At 73.1% G+C, this 15750-nt stretch carries 12 protein-coding genes; 7 read left to right on the top strand and 5 right to left on the bottom strand.

Features of this window, described 5'->3' with window-relative positions; all coding sequences use genetic code 11:
* Nucleotides 1-154: 154 nt before the first annotated feature.
* The gene (locus ABZ855_RS13420; RefSeq protein ID WP_360805708.1) at nucleotides 155-3319 is read right to left on the bottom strand and encodes a molecular chaperone Hsp90; all 3165 of its coding nucleotides are present in this window, start codon (nucleotides 3317-3319) and stop codon (nucleotides 155-157) included.
* A gap of 248 nt (nucleotides 3320-3567) precedes the next feature.
* Here ABZ855_RS13420 and ABZ855_RS13415 point away from each other — a divergent pair, with 248 nt between their 5' ends.
* Nucleotides 3568-4455, top strand: a complete 888-nt coding sequence (locus ABZ855_RS13415; protein ID WP_360805705.1) for a prohibitin family protein — start codon at nucleotides 3568-3570, stop codon at nucleotides 4453-4455.
* Between the two features lie 137 nt (nucleotides 4456-4592).
* Here ABZ855_RS13415 and ABZ855_RS13410 read toward each other — a convergent pair whose 3' ends face one another.
* Nucleotides 4593-5540 carry a DUF3027 domain-containing protein gene (locus ABZ855_RS13410; RefSeq protein WP_360805702.1) on the bottom strand — a complete coding sequence of 316 codons (948 nt, stop codon included), beginning with the start codon at nucleotides 5538-5540 and terminating at the stop codon, nucleotides 4593-4595.
* Nucleotides 5541-6022: 482 nt separating this feature from the next.
* Here ABZ855_RS13410 and ABZ855_RS13405 point away from each other — a divergent pair, with 482 nt between their 5' ends.
* The 4 genes from ABZ855_RS13405 to ABZ855_RS13390 all read left to right on the top strand — a co-directional run bounded on the left by ABZ855_RS13405 (nucleotide 6023) and on the right by ABZ855_RS13390 (nucleotide 9579).
* Entirely contained in the window at nucleotides 6023-7474 is a 1452-nt protein-coding gene (locus tag ABZ855_RS13405; RefSeq protein WP_360805699.1) for an MFS transporter, read from the top strand.
* Between the two features lie 83 nt (nucleotides 7475-7557).
* The gene (locus ABZ855_RS13400) at nucleotides 7558-8037 is read left to right on the top strand and encodes a DUF2771 domain-containing protein (protein WP_360805696.1); all 480 of its coding nucleotides are present in this window, start codon (nucleotides 7558-7560) and stop codon (nucleotides 8035-8037) included.
* Entirely contained in the window at nucleotides 8007-8738 is a 732-nt protein-coding gene (locus tag ABZ855_RS13395; RefSeq protein WP_360806267.1) for a futalosine hydrolase, read from the top strand. The genes ABZ855_RS13400 and ABZ855_RS13395 overlap by 31 nt, the downstream gene beginning before the upstream one ends.
* Complete coding sequence (locus ABZ855_RS13390) at nucleotides 8722-9579, top strand: 1,4-dihydroxy-6-naphthoate synthase (protein WP_360805693.1); 858 nt, start codon at nucleotides 8722-8724, stop codon at nucleotides 9577-9579. The genes ABZ855_RS13395 and ABZ855_RS13390 overlap by 17 nt, the downstream gene beginning before the upstream one ends.
* 35 nt (nucleotides 9580-9614) lie before the next feature.
* Here ABZ855_RS13390 and ABZ855_RS13385 read toward each other — a convergent pair whose 3' ends face one another.
* A complete protein-coding gene (locus ABZ855_RS13385) occupies nucleotides 9615-9998 on the bottom strand; it encodes a cold-shock protein (protein ID WP_189145246.1) in 384 nt (127 codons plus the stop codon).
* A gap of 154 nt (nucleotides 9999-10152) precedes the next feature.
* On the opposite strand from ABZ855_RS13385, the gene ABZ855_RS13380 reads away from it, so the two are divergent.
* Nucleotides 10153-10410, top strand: coding sequence for a hypothetical protein (locus ABZ855_RS13380; protein WP_360805689.1), 258 nt, complete (start codon nucleotides 10153-10155; stop codon nucleotides 10408-10410).
* Here the strand turns inward: ABZ855_RS13380 and ABZ855_RS13375 are convergent.
* On the bottom strand, nucleotides 10380-11003 hold the full coding sequence (locus ABZ855_RS13375; protein ID WP_360805686.1) for a haloacid dehalogenase-like hydrolase: 624 nt from the start codon (nucleotides 11001-11003) through the stop codon (nucleotides 10380-10382). The two genes, ABZ855_RS13380 and ABZ855_RS13375, sit on opposite strands and share 31 nt — an antisense overlap.
* A gap of 870 nt (nucleotides 11004-11873) precedes the next feature.
* Nucleotides 11874-12947 carry a hypothetical protein gene (locus tag ABZ855_RS13370; protein WP_360805683.1) on the bottom strand — a complete coding sequence of 358 codons (1074 nt, stop codon included), beginning with the start codon at nucleotides 12945-12947 and terminating at the stop codon, nucleotides 11874-11876.
* Nucleotides 12948-13145: 198 nt separating this feature from the next.
* Here ABZ855_RS13370 and ABZ855_RS13365 point away from each other — a divergent pair, with 198 nt between their 5' ends.
* Nucleotides 13146-15731 carry a helicase C-terminal domain-containing protein gene (locus tag ABZ855_RS13365; RefSeq protein ID WP_360805680.1) on the top strand — a complete coding sequence of 862 codons (2586 nt, stop codon included), beginning with the start codon at nucleotides 13146-13148 and terminating at the stop codon, nucleotides 15729-15731.
* Nucleotides 15732-15750: the final 19 nt, after the last annotated feature.

The following is a 15750-nucleotide window of genomic DNA, read 5'->3' as shown; positions in this document are numbered from 1 at the left end:
CACCCGGGCCCGAGTGATCTTGGAGTCTGTTGACTCGCCAGATCAGATCCGTGACGGGTGGGGATGGTTGTACGGAAGTGGCGGAATGTTGCCCCAGGGGCGGAGATTTTGTGCGCCCGTTACCGTTTCTGTTCGGTTCGCCGATGGCCGGCGATCAGTCGAACCACCGGTCCCGCGCCAGTTCCGTCGTCCTCGACGGATCCTCGAGCAGCGCCGCCACCTCGAACCGGCGCGGCCACTGGCCGGCCGCCCAGGCGAGCGCGGCCGCGACGCCCTCCAGGGTCGCCGCGTGGAGGACCCCGTCCCGCGTCCTGCGCCAGTCCAACTCCACGCCGTCGACGACGAGCTCCTCGTGCTCGACGTACGTGGCCGGCGTCGCCGGACCCAGCAGCACCCGTACCGACTCCGGTACGTCGTGCTCCGAGCCCTCCGACGTCACCTCGCCCGTCACCGACTCGCTCAGCCGCCGTACCTGGAACAGCTCCGCCAGTTCGGCGGCCCGTGCCGGGCGTACGGGGAGCAGCGGCACCCCCGCCGTGAAGGGCAGCAGGTCGGGTGAGTCGACGACCACGGCGTCCGCCGCGTCCACCACCTCCACGTGCCCGTCGACCACGGCCCGCAGGTCGTCCGGCAGCGTGACCTGTTCCGGGTCGAGGTCGGCCAACGCCCCGTAGAGCGCGTGCAGTTGAGCGCCACTCACCTCCCGTTCGGGGTCGGCGAGGCGGTCCAGGAGTTCGGCCGCGCCGCCCGGCTCGTCGAGGAGGGCGGCCACCGACGTCCGTACGCCCAGCGCCCGCAGCACCTGCTCGTCGTCGAACCCGGTCGCGTCGGCCTCCTCGTACAGGCCCCGCAGGAGTGGGTCGCCGCCCGCCGCCAGGAGGCCGGCCGGGCGCCTCCCGTCCAGGACCGGGTTTCCGCGCAACCACCAAGCGGTGTACGGGCGTACGAGTTCATGCGTGCCGTCGGGCAGCAGGACGCGCACCGGCTGGACGATCGCGTCCCGCAGCGGCGGCTGGGCGAGGAGGGCGAGGGCCTGGGGCCAGCGGTCGTCGTCCACGAGGTCCAGGTCCCGTACGGCGACGAGTTCCGTGGCGACGGGGGGCACCGGCGAGTCGGGGAAGCGGTCGAGGATGTCCTCGCTCCACACGTCCACGGCGTCGAGCAGACCCGGGTCGTCGGGTTCGGCGAAGTCACTGTCCCGGGGCTCGAGTTCGTCCGGGTCGAGGACGACGTCGGTGGCGCGGACCAGGGCGAAGTTCGCCAGGACCCCGCACGCGGCGAGCGGCTGCTCACCCCACCGCTCCGCCAACTCGGCGTCCACCGACGACAGTTCGCCTTCCCTGATCACCTCGGCGAACGGGCTGCCGGGCAGGACCAGTTCACCGGCGGGCGCCAACTCGCCTTCCTCGTCAGGGAGTGCGAGGGCGCCGAGCCAGGGTTCGTCACCGGGCTCGAGGCCCGCGTCCCGTACGAGGGCAAGGACGGTGTCGGCCAACTCCTCGGCGTCCGGAGCGTCTTCGTCGTCCCAGGACAGGCCGGCGGCGTCCTCGTCGAGGGAGGCGGCGACGGCGGCCCGCACCTGCGGGGTGGTGAGAACGGCACGCGGGGTCGCCGGGAGGGCGCCGAGCTTCTCCAGGAGCGGGTGGGCGGCGTCCGGGTGCGCGACCTTGAGGCCGAGCCGGGCGAGCGTCTCGGGGGCGGGCCCCTGCGCCTCACCGCCCGCGGGCAGCAGTACCTGGCGGGGGCCGATGGTCGTACGCCCGTCAGCGAGCGGCACGGGCAGCCCGGTCAGCCGGTCGGGGTCGACGCCGGCCAGGCTGTCGTACAGCCGGTGCCACCACTCGGGCGCCTTCTCCAGGCCGGCGAGCCGGTCGACGGCGTCGGTGAGGGGGACGCGGGCGACGCCCAACGTCCGCAGCTCCACCCGGCGTTCGAGCCCGGCGGGCAGCAGCGTGGGCAGCACCTCGGCAAGGACACGCACCGTGTCGGCCCCGGCGCCCTCGACGACCTCCGCGTCCCGGGGGCGGAGCGCGGAGGGCAGTTCGTCGTCGTCGCCCGGGTCAAGTGCGGGCGGCAGGAAGGCGGTTCGCGGCAGCCGTTCGAGGATCGCCTGACGCAGCTGCCCGTCCAGCTCGCTCTTCCCCAGCGGGCCGGGCACGAGCGCGATGACGCCCTCCCCCACCGGGCGCCAGTCGGCAAGGAGTTCGGCGTACGCGTCGGCCGCGCGCTGCACCAGGAAGTCGGTGAGCGGGCCGGGCGCGGCATGCCTGCGGGCGGTGTCCAGCGGGAGGGAGGCGATGAGCAGCGCCGGTACGCCCAGCGGTTCGTCACTCGGCGTCGGCGCGTGCACGACGGGACTGGTCCTGGGCGGCACGGGAGCCCCGTCCGCGTCGACGGGCACGGCCCAGGTGACCGACCAGTGCGGACGCAGCCGCTCCTCGACCGGCCGCCCGGCCAGCAGGGCCGCGTCCAGGGGGCCGTGCGCGGAGGCGGTACGCCAGCGGCTCGTACCGTCCCGGGAGTCCTCCACGAGGGTCAGGGCGCCCTCGGTGCGGCGGCTCAGCGTGCGAGGCGCCCGCTCCCCCACCTCGATGACGACCTCTTCGAGGCCGGGCAGTGTCAGCAGCAGCGCGTCGTCGACGGCGTTCAGCAGCCGTTCCGCGAGATCCTCGGCGGCGGGGTCGCGCAGCGGGAGGATGACAGCCGTGTCGTACGGCGCGGGGGCGGTGCCCTCGGCGGCGAACGGGAGCCGGAGCAGCGGCACATGGCCGTCACGCCGCCGGACCTCGTCACCGAGCCCGGGGCTGTGCCGGGCGGTCTCGGCGGCCAGCTCGCGGGCCTCGGCGAGCGACCACCGCACACCGCCGTGCCGTCCGACGACGGCGGGCTCGTCGCTCACGGCGAGCACGGCGGCGAACCCGACACCGAACCGTCCGACGGCGCCGCCGGCGCCCTTGCCGTTCTGACCGCCCTGGCCGTCCTCGGCGTCCCGCTTCGCGGAGGCGCGCAGCGTCGAGAGGGACTCCACACCGGTGGCGTCCAAGTGGGCGCCCGTGTTGGCGGCGACGAGGACGCCCTCGCGCAGAGTGAGCCGGAACCTGCCCGGCACCCCGGCCCGCGCTGCGGCGTCGGCGGCGTTCTGGGCGAGCTCGACGACAAGCCGGTCCCGGTACCCGCCGAGGACGAGATCCTCCTCGGCGTTGGCGTCCTCACGGAACCGGGCGGGGCTGGTGGCCCACGCGTCCAGAACACCCCGGCGCAGCCGGGCCGTACCGAAAGGATCCGCGCCCTCAGCTGCCGGTCGCACGAACTTGCTCACGTACGTTCACTCTCCTCATCGGCGTGAGCAAGAAGGTACCGCGCGCGGGAGAGGGCGCCCGCCCACCTGTCCTTCCTTACCCACGAGCCACACATGCGGCCACACGCGCGGCCACACATGTCCCCTGGGACGGATGCCGGGTAACCGGCGCCCCTTACCATTCGTGCGGGTCGCGCCCGAATCGGCGCCGATCCACCTACCAGGTTCCACATGTCAGGTACCTGTCCTCAGGGGGGATTTCCGTGTTCGTGCTGTCCATACTGCTGCTCATAGCGGCGGTCGTGCTGTTTTTCGTCGGCCGGACCCAGGACTCCGGCGGCTGGAAGATCGGGGCGGTGCTCAGCGCCGTCGCGGCCGTGCTCGCCGGTGTCTTCGCGTGCGTCCATGTCGTGAGCGCCTACGAGGTCGGGGTACCGGTGACCTTCGGCAACGTGGGGAAGCCGATCACCTCCGGCGTCCAGTTCAAGTCGCCGTTCACCGACGTCACGTCCTTCTCCACACGTCCCGTGGATCTCGATCTATTCGGCAAGGACGTCGTCGAGGTCCGCTCGGCGCAGGGCGGGGTGCTGTACGCGGACCTCACCATCAAGTGGGCCGTCATCCCGGCGAGAGCGGTCGAGCTGTACCGGCTGGCGGGCAGCGAGGAGGCCGTGCAGGAGCGGCTGGTGGAGCCGGACAGCCGGGAGATCATCCGTAACGTCTTCGCGAAGCACACCAGCGAGGAGGGTTACACCTCCGCGCGCGAGCAGATCGGTGCGGAGATCGCCGCGCTCATCAAGGCGCGGCTGGAGCCTCGCGGGATCGACGTCACCAACGTCAATCTGCGCAATGTGCGGCCGTCGGAGAAGCTCCAGGACCAGATCGACAAGAAGATCCAGCAGGAGCAGGCGACCGAGCGGGCCGTCGAGGCGGCGCGGACGGCGAAGGCGGAGGCGGAGCGGCGGCGGATCGAGGCGGAGGGGATTGCTCGGGCCAACGAGATTCTGGCGAAGTCGCTGAGTGACAAGGTGTTGTTCAACCAGTGCATCGAGGCTTACAGGGAGGCCGCGAAGGCCAATCCGGTGTATGCGGTGCCGTGTGGGACGTCTTCGAATGGGACGCCTGTGATTGTGAACAGTGGCAGCGGCAAGAACTGACTCCGTGGGGGAGGTAGTTGGTTCGCTGCGGGGCGGTGGGGGCTTGTCGCGCAGTTCCCCGCGCCCCTAAAAAGCAGGCAGGTCCCGCGCCCCCCAATCAAAAGGGGGCGCGGGGATCTGCTTGCCGTCCTGCACTTCTACGAGTGGCCCAGTTCTGCCGTCGACTCGTCGCCCTCGGTCGACGGGACCGAGCCGGAGTCCGCTGCGGGGCGGAGGGGGAAGGGGTCGACCTTTGTTTCGTCGATCACCGGGGGTGGCGGGACCGGCGGGGTCGGCATGACCGCTGCCTCCGAGTGGCCTCCGCAGCCGTACGCCAGGGACACCACGCGGCCGTCCGCCGGGGCGAACTCGTTCGTGCACACGCCGAACGCCTGGCCGAGCGAACCGCCGATCGCCACGAGGAAACCGCAGCTCACGCACGTCGCCGGCGCGGCCTGGGCCATCGGGGTGTTGGAGCCGTAGGCGTCCTCCCAGCGGTCGGCGGCCGTGTGGAGGCCGTACCGCGACAGGACGCGCGCCCGGCGCATGCCCAGTTCCTCGGCGACCGCCGCGATCGAACCGCGGGCCGGTACGACCGTGAAGTCGGCCGGCGAGCCCGGCGTGATGTCCGCGTCCTCGGCGTCCGCCAGATCCGCGGCCAGCTCCACCGAGGCCGACCTCGTCACCAGCACGGAGTTCGGCAGCGGCTCGTCCTCGCCCGTGTAGCCGGGCTCCAGCCGCAGATCCTCCGCGTCCGTCGGGAGCAGGTCCCCGGGACCCAGGTCCCCGGGACGCAGCCGCTCGCTCCACGGCACCCACTCCGGTGCCTGGAGGGCGTCGGGGCCGGGGAGGAGGACCACCTCGTCCAGCGTGACCAGTTTGGCCCGCGACGCCCGGGCGACCGTCACCGCCCAGCGCCAGCCCCGGTAGCCGAACTCCTTGCACTCGAAGAAGTGCGTGACGACCCGGTCCCCCTCGGAGATCAGGCCCGCGTGTTCACCCACCACGCCTGGCGCCGCCGCCTCCTCCGCCGCGGAAAGGGCGAGGTCGACGGCCTCGGCGCACAGGCGGTCGGGGGTGCGGCTTCGCGTTGTCGCTGCGCTCACAGGTATCGCTTCTCTCCTACGCCGTCTCACGAGTGCGCCCGTCCCGACGGGGTGCGAACGGTTGCGAACGGAGCGGACCAGAGGGCCGCGTCAACGTTCGCGCCCGATCGCGCTCGGGCGCACCTACGTCATCCATTCTGCGGGATGGCCGAGAGGCGCGCGGCCGAGAACAACCGCCACTGCGCGCTACGCACGCTACCTTCTCCAGCGCCCGGGGCCCACACCGACGGGACGGTTCTCGACGACCGACATCGAACCGTGGCAACTCCGGCCCCCTTTTCCACCCGCCTCTCACCCCACCCTTCCCAGCTCCAGATGGCCGGAAAACACCCCACCCGAACAGTCCGAGAGACGCGTCCGCCCCTCCGTCACCGTCCTCGACCATCTCCGATCTCCTCCAACCCCTTCCTCCCCGACCCCACTCGGCCCCTATACGCGCGGTAACCGCACTAGATACGCCGTTCTCGGGGCACTATGGCGGAGTGGCAACCGAGAGGTCGCCCCACGGCGCCACCGGAATCGGCGGGGCCGCGGGGAGCAACCGGAGCGGCACCGGCGCCAAGGGCGGCCGGCGTGGCGTACGGGACCGGATGAACGGGTCCGTACGTGCGGTCGGCCGTGCCCTGCACTTCCCGGTGACCGGAACCGCCCGGGGCATCCGCAAGGCCACCCACGCGCACGGCGCCGGGGAATCCGGGCTCGGCAAACTCATCGAACTGCACGCGGTGAACGGCGCCGGCGACGTCATGATCACCATCGCCCTCGCCTCCACCGTCTTCTTCTCCGTCCCCACCGACGAGGCACGCGGGCGCGTGGCCATCTATCTCGGCATCACCATGGCGCCCTTCACCCTCCTCGCCCCCGTCATCGGCCCTCTCCTCGACCGCCTCCCGCACGGCCGCCGCGCCGCCATGGCCGGCGCGATGCTCGCCCGTGCCCTGCTCGCCCTGCTGCTCGCCGGCGCGGTCGCCACCGGCAGCATCGAGCTGTACCCGGCCGCGCTGGGCGTCCTGGTCGCCTCGAAGGCGTACGGCGTGGTCCGCAGCGCCGTCGTACCCCGCCTCCTGCCGCCCCGTTTCTCCCTGGTCAAGGCCAATTCCCGGGTCACGCTCAGCGGCCTGCTCGCCACCGGCATCGCGGCTCCCATAGGGGCGGGGCTCCAGGCCCTCGGTCCGCGCTGGCCGCTCTACGGCGCCTTCGTGATCTTCATCGCGGGTACGTTCCTGTCCTTCACGCTCCCGGCCAAGGTGGACTCGGCGAAGGGTGAGGACACCGCCCTGCTGGCGGCGGACGAGGATCATCTGCACGGCCCGCATCTGCACCCCGTCAAGCGACCCGGACTGCGTACGGTCGGTACGGCCGTCACCCACGCCCTCGGCGCCAACGCGGCCCTGCGCTGCCTCTCCGGCTTCCTCACCTTCTTCCTCGCCTTCCTGCTCCGCGAGCATCCGCTGACCGGCGAGAGCGCCGCGTGGTCGCTGGGCATGGTCGCCGTCGCGGCGGGCGCCGGCAACGCGCTCGGCACGGCCGTCGGGGCCGCCGTGAAGCAACGCGCGCCCGAACTGATCATCGTGACTGTCGTCGGAGTGGTCCTCTGCGCGACGATCGTCGCCGCGGTCTTCTTCGGCGCCGCCCTGGTCGCGTGCCTCGCAGCGGTCGCCGGGTTCTGCCAGGCCCTCGCCAAGCTGTCCCTGGACGCGCTGATCCAGCGGGACGTCCCCGAACTCGTCCGCTCCTCCGCGTTCGCCCGCTCGGAGACGCTGCTCCAGATGGCCTGGGTGCTCGGCGGCGCGGTCGGGATCGCGCTGCCGCTGATCGGTGAACTGGGGCTCGGGGTTGCCGCCGCGATCGTCGCCGCGGGGTGGCTGACCACGATCAAGGGCCTGGTCGGCTCGGCCCGCCACGGTGGACGGGCCCACCCCCGCGTCGCCTGACGCCTCCCGCCCGGCCCCGCCCGACGCCCGGCACGCCGTACCCACGTGACAACCCTGTCGCGGGCGCCCGATAACCTTCGGCCATGACCTCGATGCGTTCCGCTTCCAGTGCGCGCCGTCGCCGCGCTGTTGCCGCCGTCGGCGCCGTTGGTGCCGGACTGCTCGTCCTGTCCGCCTGCGACAAGCCGACGCCGATCTCCACGATCACCGTCGGCCGTTCCTCGGTGAACTCGGAGGCCTCCTGCTACGACGACGGCAAGGAGCTGAAGACCGCCGACGTGGCCGAGTGCCTCAAGGACAAGGACATCAAGAGCATCAAGGTCGACCCGGACGAGACCGTGCGCTTCGGTGTCGACCCGGAGATCGCCGACAAGGGCTGGACGATCCTGCTGAACGGTCAGCCGCTGACCGACTCCAGCACCAAGACGTACCGCACGATCCCGGGCAGCGTGTTCTTCAACGCCCAGTACGGCGCCCAGGGGAACTCGACGCTCGTCTCCGTCAAGGAGGGCGAGAACGAGGTCAACGGCCTCTGGTCGTTCAGGCTGAAGAAGGACTCCTGACGATTCCGGCGACGCCAGGAGTACCAGTACGCGTACTGGTCGCCACCGCGGTTCCCGTCGAACGGGACGCGGTGGCACAGGCGTTTGAGGGCTCCGACGGCGGGGCTGTCGACATCATCGCCGCGGGGGTCGGGCCCGCCGCCTCCGCCGCGTCCGTCGCCTCCGCGCTCACCACCGCCGCCCTGCGCGGCACCCCGTACGGCCTCGTCGTCTCGGCGGGCATCGCCGGCGGTTTCCAGCCGGAGGCACCGGTCGGCTCGCTGGTCGTCGCCGACGAGATCACCGTCGCGGACCTGGGCGCCGAGACCCCCGACGGCTTCGTGCCGGTCACCGGACTCGGCTTCGGCACCGTCACCCACCGTCCACCGGAAACACTCGTACGAGACCTCACGGCCGTGACGGGCGCCCGCTCCGGCACCGTCCTGACCGTCTCCACCGTCACCGGCACCGCCGAACGCGCCGCCGAACTGCGCGCCCGCCACCCCGGTGCGCTGGCCGAGTCGATGGAGGGCTTCGGCGTCGCCGAGGCCGCCGCCGCGCACGGTGTGCCGGTACTGGAGATCCGGGCCGTGTCCAACCCCGTCGGCCCCCGCGACCGCGCCGCCTGGCGCATCGGAGACGCGCTCACGGCCCTCACCGAGGCCTTCGGGAAGCTCGCACCGGTACTGGAGAGTTGGAACCCGCATGAGCCCACGAACTGAACAGCCGCTGCGGATCGCGTACTCGCCCTGCCCGAACGACACCTTCGTCTTCGACGCCTGGGCGCATGGCCGGGTGCCGGACGCGCCCGCGCTCGACGTGACCTTCGCGGACATCGACATCACCAACGGCATGGCCGAGCGCGGCGAGTTCGACGTACTGAAGGTGTCGTACGCCGTGCTGCCGTACGTCCTCGACGAGTACGCGCTGCTGCCCTGCGGGGGCGCGCTGGGGCGGGGCTGCGGTCCGCTGGTGCTCACGCGGGAGGCGGGGGCCGACCTGACCGGGCGTACGGTCGCGGTGCCGAGTGAGCGGTCGACGGCGTATCTGCTGTTCCGCCTGTGGGCCGCCGACACGGTCCCCGGCGGGGTCGGGGAGGTCGTCGTGATGCCGTTCCACGAGATCATGCCCGCCGTACGGGACGGGAAGGTCGACGCGGGGCTGGTCATCCACGAGGCGCGCTTCACGTACCAGAACTACGGGCTGCACAAGCTCGCGGACATGGGCGAGCACTGGGAGGCCACGACCGGGCTGCCGATCCCGCTCGGCGCGATCATCGCCAAGCGCTCGCTGGGGACGGAGACGCTGGAACTCCTCGCCCGGTCCGCCCGGACGTCCGTACGCGCCGCCTGGGACGACCCGGAGGCCTCCAGGGCCTATGTCCTGGAGCACGCGCAGGAGATGGACCCGAAGGTGGCCGACCAGCACATCGGGCTGTACGTCAACGAGTTCACCGCCGACCTCGGCGAGGACGGCTATGCGGCGGTGCGGGGACTGCTGACACGCGCGGCGGCCGAGGGACTGGTACCGCCCCTCGGCCCGAACGCACTCGATTTCCCCTAGAAATCCCCGAGACCCCCGAGGACCACTTTCCCGGCTTACACGTCCAGCTGGTCGGCGACCGCCCGCAGCAGGCCGGCGATCTTCGCGCCCGAGGCCTTCTCGGGGTAACGGCCCCTTTCCAGCATCGGGGTGATGTTCTCCAGGACGGTCGTCAAGTCCTGGACGATGGAGGCCAGTTCGTCGGGCTTCTTGCGCTGCGCCGCCGCGACGGACGGGGTCGGGTCCAGGATCACCACGGAAAGCGCCTGGTCACCGCGCTGCCCGGCGACAACTCCGAACTCCACGCGCTGGCCCGGCTTGAGGGAATCGACTCCGGCGGGCAAAACCGAGGAATGGACGAAGACGTCACCGCCGTCGTCGCGGGAGAGAAAGCCGAAGCCCTTCTCACTGTTGAACCACTTGACTTTGCCGGTAGGCACGTCTGTTCCTCGTCCTCATACTCGTCGGAAAAATGCGGGTCTTGACAGCACTCGGGCGGGTCGCTGGACCCGCCAGTACCAAGGCTAGTGGTCGGCAGGCGGGTGACAAGACGTCACCGGGTTGTTCCTTCGGGCAGGGAACTACCCTGGTCGAGTGCGTGACAAAACCCAAGCGAATTCCGCCGCGGCCGGAGATCGGCTGATCCGAGCCGGTGCCATCGTGTTCTTCGTCGGTGCGGTGGCCACTTTGGTCACCGTGGCCCCATTCCTCCTCGGCACGACGCCATTCCCGACGTTCATGTTCGGCTTGAGCATGCTGATGGGTGTCGGCTTCCTCGTCGCGGGCGCCGGTGTGCTCCGGTCGGTGGCCGAGGGCCGCCGTCAGGCGCGGGCGGCCACCTCCGCCGAGTAGGAGGTCAGCCAGGCCGGGAAGTGGGTGAGGTCGTCGAGGACGACGTCCGCACCGGCCTCGCGCAGCTCGGCGGCGTCGCAGGGGCCGGTGGGCACGGCCACCGACAGCGCGCCGGCGGTCCGTGCGCCGCGTACGTCTCCGACGTGGTCGCCGACGTACACGCTCGCGCCCTGCTCGCGCAGCGCCACCGCCTTCTGCTCGGCCCACAGGTTGCCGATGAGCGCGTCGGGCTCGATGCCGAGGTGCGCGAGATGCAGCTCGGCGTTCGGCTCGTACTTGGCGGTCACGACGACCGCCCGCCCACCGGCCTCGCGCACAGCGGCGATGGCCTCGCGGGCGCCGGTCATCGCGGGGGTCGCGGTGATGGCGATGGCCGGATACATGGACCGGTAGAGGTCGCTCATGGCCTCGATCCGATCGGCCGGAAACCAGTGCACGAGCTCCTCCGCGAGCGGCGGCCCGAGCCGGGTGACGGCAAGGTCGGCATCGATGAACGTGCCCGTCCGCTCGGCGAGCGCCAGGTAGCAGGCGTGGATGCCGGGCCGGGAGTCGATGAGGGTCATGTCGAGGTCGAAGCCGACGGTGAGTGTCATATGCACATTGTGCGGGAGCGCTCGCGGGGGCGGAGAGCGGCAGGCGCGGGGGTGATCGGTGAGGTACTCAGGGCGGGCCTCGGGGGCGGGGCCGGCGCCGCGAACCGGCGCGGGTGCGGGAGCGGGCGCGGCCACAACCCAGGCCCCGGAAGAGGCGCGGGCCCAGCCCAGGCCCAGGGAGCAGGCGCGAGGGTGACCAGGGCGAGCGTCGGGAGCGGGACCGGCGCCGCCAACCGGCGCGGGTGCGGGAGCGGGCGCGGCCACAACCCAGGCCCCGGAAGAGGCGCGGGCCCAGCCCAGGCCCAGAGAGCAGGCGCGAGGGTGACCAGGGCGAGCGTCGGGAACGGGACCGGCGCCGCCAACCGGCGCGGGAGCGGGCGCGGCCACAACCCAGGCCCCGGAAGCGGGCGCGGGCCCAGCCCAGGCCCAGGGAGCAGGCGCGAGGGTGATCAGGGCGAGCGTCGGGAATGGGACCGGCGCCGCCAACCGGCGCGGGTGCGGGTGCGGGCGCGGCCACAACCCAGGCCCCGGAAGCGGGCGCGGGCCCAGCCCAGGCCCAGGGAGCAGGCGCGAGGGTGACCAGGGCGAGCGTCGGGAACGGGGCCGGCACCGCGAACCGGCGCGGGTGCGGGAGCGGGCGCGGCCACAACCCAGGCCCCGGAAGCGGGCGCGGGCCCAGCCCAGGCCCAGAGAGCAGGCGCGAGGGTGACCAGGGCGAGCGTCGGGAACGGGGCCGGCGCCGCCAACCGGCGCGGGTGCGGGAGCGGCCACAACCCGGGCCCCGGAAGCGGGCGCGGGCGCAACCCGGGCCCCGGAAGCGGGCGCGGGCGCAACCCGGGCCCCCTCCATGGGAACGGGCGGTGGTCCCGCTCAGCGTTGGCGTTGGGAGCGCCAGACCAGGAACAGGGCGGAGGTGATCGCCGCGCCTCGTACGACCCAGGGCCAGGTCTGGGTGAGGGCCTCGTTCATGTGGCCCTCCGCGATGGGGGTGCCCCAGCGGCCCTGGGCGCGGCCCCATAGCCAGGCGGCGCCACCGGCTACCGCCGCTCCGGGCAGGTACACGACCGCCCATTTCGTCTCGGCCTGGGACAGGCGGCGGGAGGCGTAGGCGATGGCCCAGCCGACGAGGAGGGCCCAGAGGTTGCCGAGGACCGCTCCCGCGACGAGGAGGGCGGCGGCGAGGAGGAGCAGGGGGTTGCTCCAGCGGCCGGAGGGGAGGGGGAGGCGCAGTCGGGGGCGGCGGCGGGCTCGGCCGGTTTCGGCCTGCTCGACTGCCTCCTCGGTGCCTTCTTCGACTCCTTCGGCGGCGGCGGGCTCGGGGGGCGCGCCCGGGCCTGCCTTCCGGGTGTCGTTCTCCAGCCTGCGCGGTGGTTTGAGCAGGTCGGGGATCTCCACTCCGCCGACGAATCCGGGCGGGAGGCTGTCCATCTCCGCGAGCGGGCCCGTGCGGCGCGCCAGCCACCAGTCCGTGTCCTCGAGTCCGGCCCCGCCCGAGGCCGCGAGGTGGGGAGGGGCGGGGTCGTCGCCCGTGGGAAACGGAGCGAATAATTCCGCCGGGTTGGTCGTCTCCGCCGGGCGGGGGCGCGGTACGAGCCGCCCGAGTCCCTTGCCCCGGCCCCCTCCTCTGCCCTTGCGCTGCGGGTCCTCGCGGTCGCGCTGTACGGGTACGGAGGCGCGCGGCACCTCGGGAGCGGCGGGGGCCGCGGGGGCGGCGGCGGCGGGGTCCGCGCCGGCCACGACCTCGTCCGGGGTGCCGATGCGGTCGAGGATGCGGCGTACGGAGGCCGGGCTGTCGACCGGCGCCTTGGCGCGGCGGCGGTCGATCTCCTGACGCAGCCCCGAGACGAGGCGCATCCGCTCGCCGGACGGCAACTGCCGCTGCTGGGCCAGGTCTCCGACCCTGCTCAGATACTCGTAGACGACCTGATCGCTCTCGATACCCACGAAGTCAGACGTTACCGGCATCTGTATCCCAGCAGGCATCTCCATCCCGGCCCGCACCCCCAGCCCGTCCGGCGCTTGAGGACAAGGCCCGTTCAGGGCCGGAGGGGGGTCTGGGGGCGCAGCCCCCAGCGACGCCCGCACCAACTCCCCGCACCGACGAAAGACACCTCCCCGCACCCACCCGCTACCGTGGGCGGGATGAGCACCGAGGAGACACCGGCGCCGCGTTCTCTCGCGGAAGCGCTTCGCGCGCGGGACGACGCGTCACTCGCCGCGCTGCTGCGCAGCCGTCCGGACCTCATCACCCCCGTCCCCACCGACCTCACCCAGCTGGCCACCCGCGCCGGCACGCGCGCGTCGGTCGTACGCGCGCTGGAGCGCCTGGACAGGTTCACGCTCCAGACGGCGCAGGCGCTGGCCGTGGCCCCCGACCCGGCGGCGTACGACGATCTGCTGGACCTTCTCGCGGGCGATGACGCCGATCCCGGTGTGACGGCCGCCCTGCCGCGCGCCCTGGGTGTGCTGCGCGAGCAGGCGCTGGTGTGGGGCGGTACGGACCGGCTGCGTCTGGTGCGTACGGCCCGTGAGCTGCTGGCGCCCTCGCCGCAGCACCCGTCCCCGACGGGGCTCGGTCCGACGGTCGCCGAGGCGACGGCGGGGATGTCGCCGGGCCGGGTGCAGGAGATCGTGACGGCGGCGGGGCTCACGTCGACGCACGACGCGGTGAGCGCGGTGGCCTCGCTGACGGCCCTGTTCACCGACCGGAAGCGGATGGCCGCGCTGCTCGACAGTGCCTCCCCGGACTCGCTGGACGTGCTGCGGCGGCTGGTCTGGGGGCCGCCGTACGGGCAGGTCACCGCCGATCCGGCCGCCCATCTGCGCTGGTTGCTGGACCGGGGGCTGCTGCTGCCCACCTCGCCGGGCACGGTCGTGCTGCCGCGCGAGGTGGCCCTGCATCTGCGGGGCGGACGGGCCCACCGTACGACCGAGCCGTTGCCGCCCGGGATCGAGGCGGTCGCGTCGCATCGTCCACAGGTTGTGGACAGTGCGGCGGCCGGGCAGGCGTACACGGCGCTCGCGACCGTCGAGGAGCTGCTGAAGGACTGGGACGAGGGCGGCCCGGCGGTGCTGCGGGCGGGCGGGCTGAGCGTCCGTGACCTCAAGCGGACCGCCGTCGCCCTGGACGTGTCCGAGCCGATGGCCGCCTTCTGGGTCGAACTCGCCTATGCGGCGGGCCTGTTGGCGTCCGACGGCGAGGCCGACGAGCGGTACGCGGCGACCCCGGCGTACGACGAGTGGCTGGAGCAGCCGGCCGCGACGCGCTGGGCGCGGCTCGCGGAGGCGTGGCTGACGGCGACGCGGACGGCCGGTGTGATCGGCGGCCGGGACGCCAAGGACCGTACGCTCTCCGCCCTCGGCCCGGGCCTGGACCGGTCGGCCGCGCCGGAGGTACGGCACCGGGTGCTGGCCCTGCTCGCCGCGCTCCCGGAGGGGACGGCACCGACCGTCGACTCGGTGCTGGCCCGGCTGCACTGGGAGCGCCCGACGCGCGGCCCGCAGCACGACCGGGAGGACGAGGACCTGCGCACCAGGCTCGCCCGCTGGACCCTGTCCGAGGCCGAGTCGCTGGGCGTCACGGGACGTGGGGCGCTGTCCTCGCAGGGCCGGGCGCTGCTCGGTGTCCCCGCGGCGCCGGTGCGGGCGGCCGAGCCGGTCGGCCCCGGCGACAAACTCCCGGTCCACCACCACGACCACCACGAGCGTCACGAGCGTCACGACCACGGCACCCGTACTGCGGCGCATCCCGTCGCGGAGCCCCTCTCGCCGCCCGAACAGGCCGTCGCCTCCGCCACCGCCGCGCGCCTGCTCGCCCCACTCCTCCCCGAGCCGCTCGACCACGTCCTGCTCCAGGCGGACCTGACGGCGGTGGCCCCGGGCCCGCTCAGGCGCCCGCTGGCCGACATGCTCGGCGTGCTCGCGGACGTCGAGTCGAAGGGCGGCGCGACGGTCTACCGCTTCACGCCCGGCTCCGTACGGCGCGCCCTGGACGCCGGTCGCTCCGCCTCCGACCTGCACGACTTCCTGACCGCCCACTCCCGTACGCCGGTCCCGCAGCCCCTCACCTACCTCATCGACGACGTCGCGCGCCGCCACGGCCACCTGCGGATCGGCGCCGCGTCGGCGTACGTGCGCTGCGACGACGACGCGGTGCTCAGCGAGATCCTCGCCGACAAGCGGTCCGCGAATCTGCGCCTGCGGCGCCTGGCGCCGACGGTGCTGGCCGCCCAGGCCGACCCGGCGACGCTCCTCGAGGGCCTGCGCGGCATGGGTTTCGCGCCGGCCGCCGAGTCCGCCGAGGGCGACGTCCTGATCACCCGCGCCCTCGCCCATCGAACGCCGGCCCGCACGGCCCCGGAGCCGGTGCCGGACGGCCCGCCGGCCCCCGACGCCACGCTCCTGACGGCGGCGATCCGCGCGATCAGGGCGGGCGACCTGGCCTCGACGACGCCCCGCAAGCCGACCGAGACCCCGGCCGCGAAGGGCGACCTCCCGCGCACCAGCCCCGCCGAGACCCTCGCCACCATGCAGGCCGCCGTGCTGACCGGCGAGGCCGTGTGGATCGGCTACGTCAACGCCGAGGGCGCCGCCAGCCAACGCGTCATCGCCCCGATCCGCGTGGAGGGCGGCTTCGTCACGGCGTACGACCACACGGCGGACGAGGTACGGACGTACCCGCTGCACCGGGTCACGGGCGTGGCGGAACTGGCGGAGGACCAGCCGTAGGCAGGGGCGTCTGTGATCT

Source organism: Streptomyces sp. NPDC047042 (assembly GCF_040644035.1).
Lineage (GTDB): Bacteria > Actinomycetota > Actinomycetes > Streptomycetales > Streptomycetaceae > Streptomyces.
The sequence above is the reverse complement of the archived record's forward strand: the minus strand, read 5'-3'. Positions and strand labels throughout refer to the sequence as shown.

Excerpts from the sequence above, each read along its gene's own strand:
- ABZ855_RS13390 (WP_360805693.1), top strand. The coding sequence starts at position 8,722 with ATGAGCCCACGAACTGAACAGCCGCTGCGGATCGCGTACTCGCCCTGC.
- ABZ855_RS13400 (WP_360805696.1), top strand. The coding sequence starts at position 7,558 with ATGACCTCGATGCGTTCCGCTTCCAGTGCGCGCCGTCGCCGCGCTGTT.
- ABZ855_RS13375 (WP_360805686.1), bottom strand. The coding sequence starts at position 11,003 with ATGACACTCACCGTCGGCTTCGACCTCGACATGACCCTCATCGACTCC.
- ABZ855_RS13365 (WP_360805680.1), top strand. The coding sequence starts at position 13,146 with ATGAGCACCGAGGAGACACCGGCGCCGCGTTCTCTCGCGGAAGCGCTT.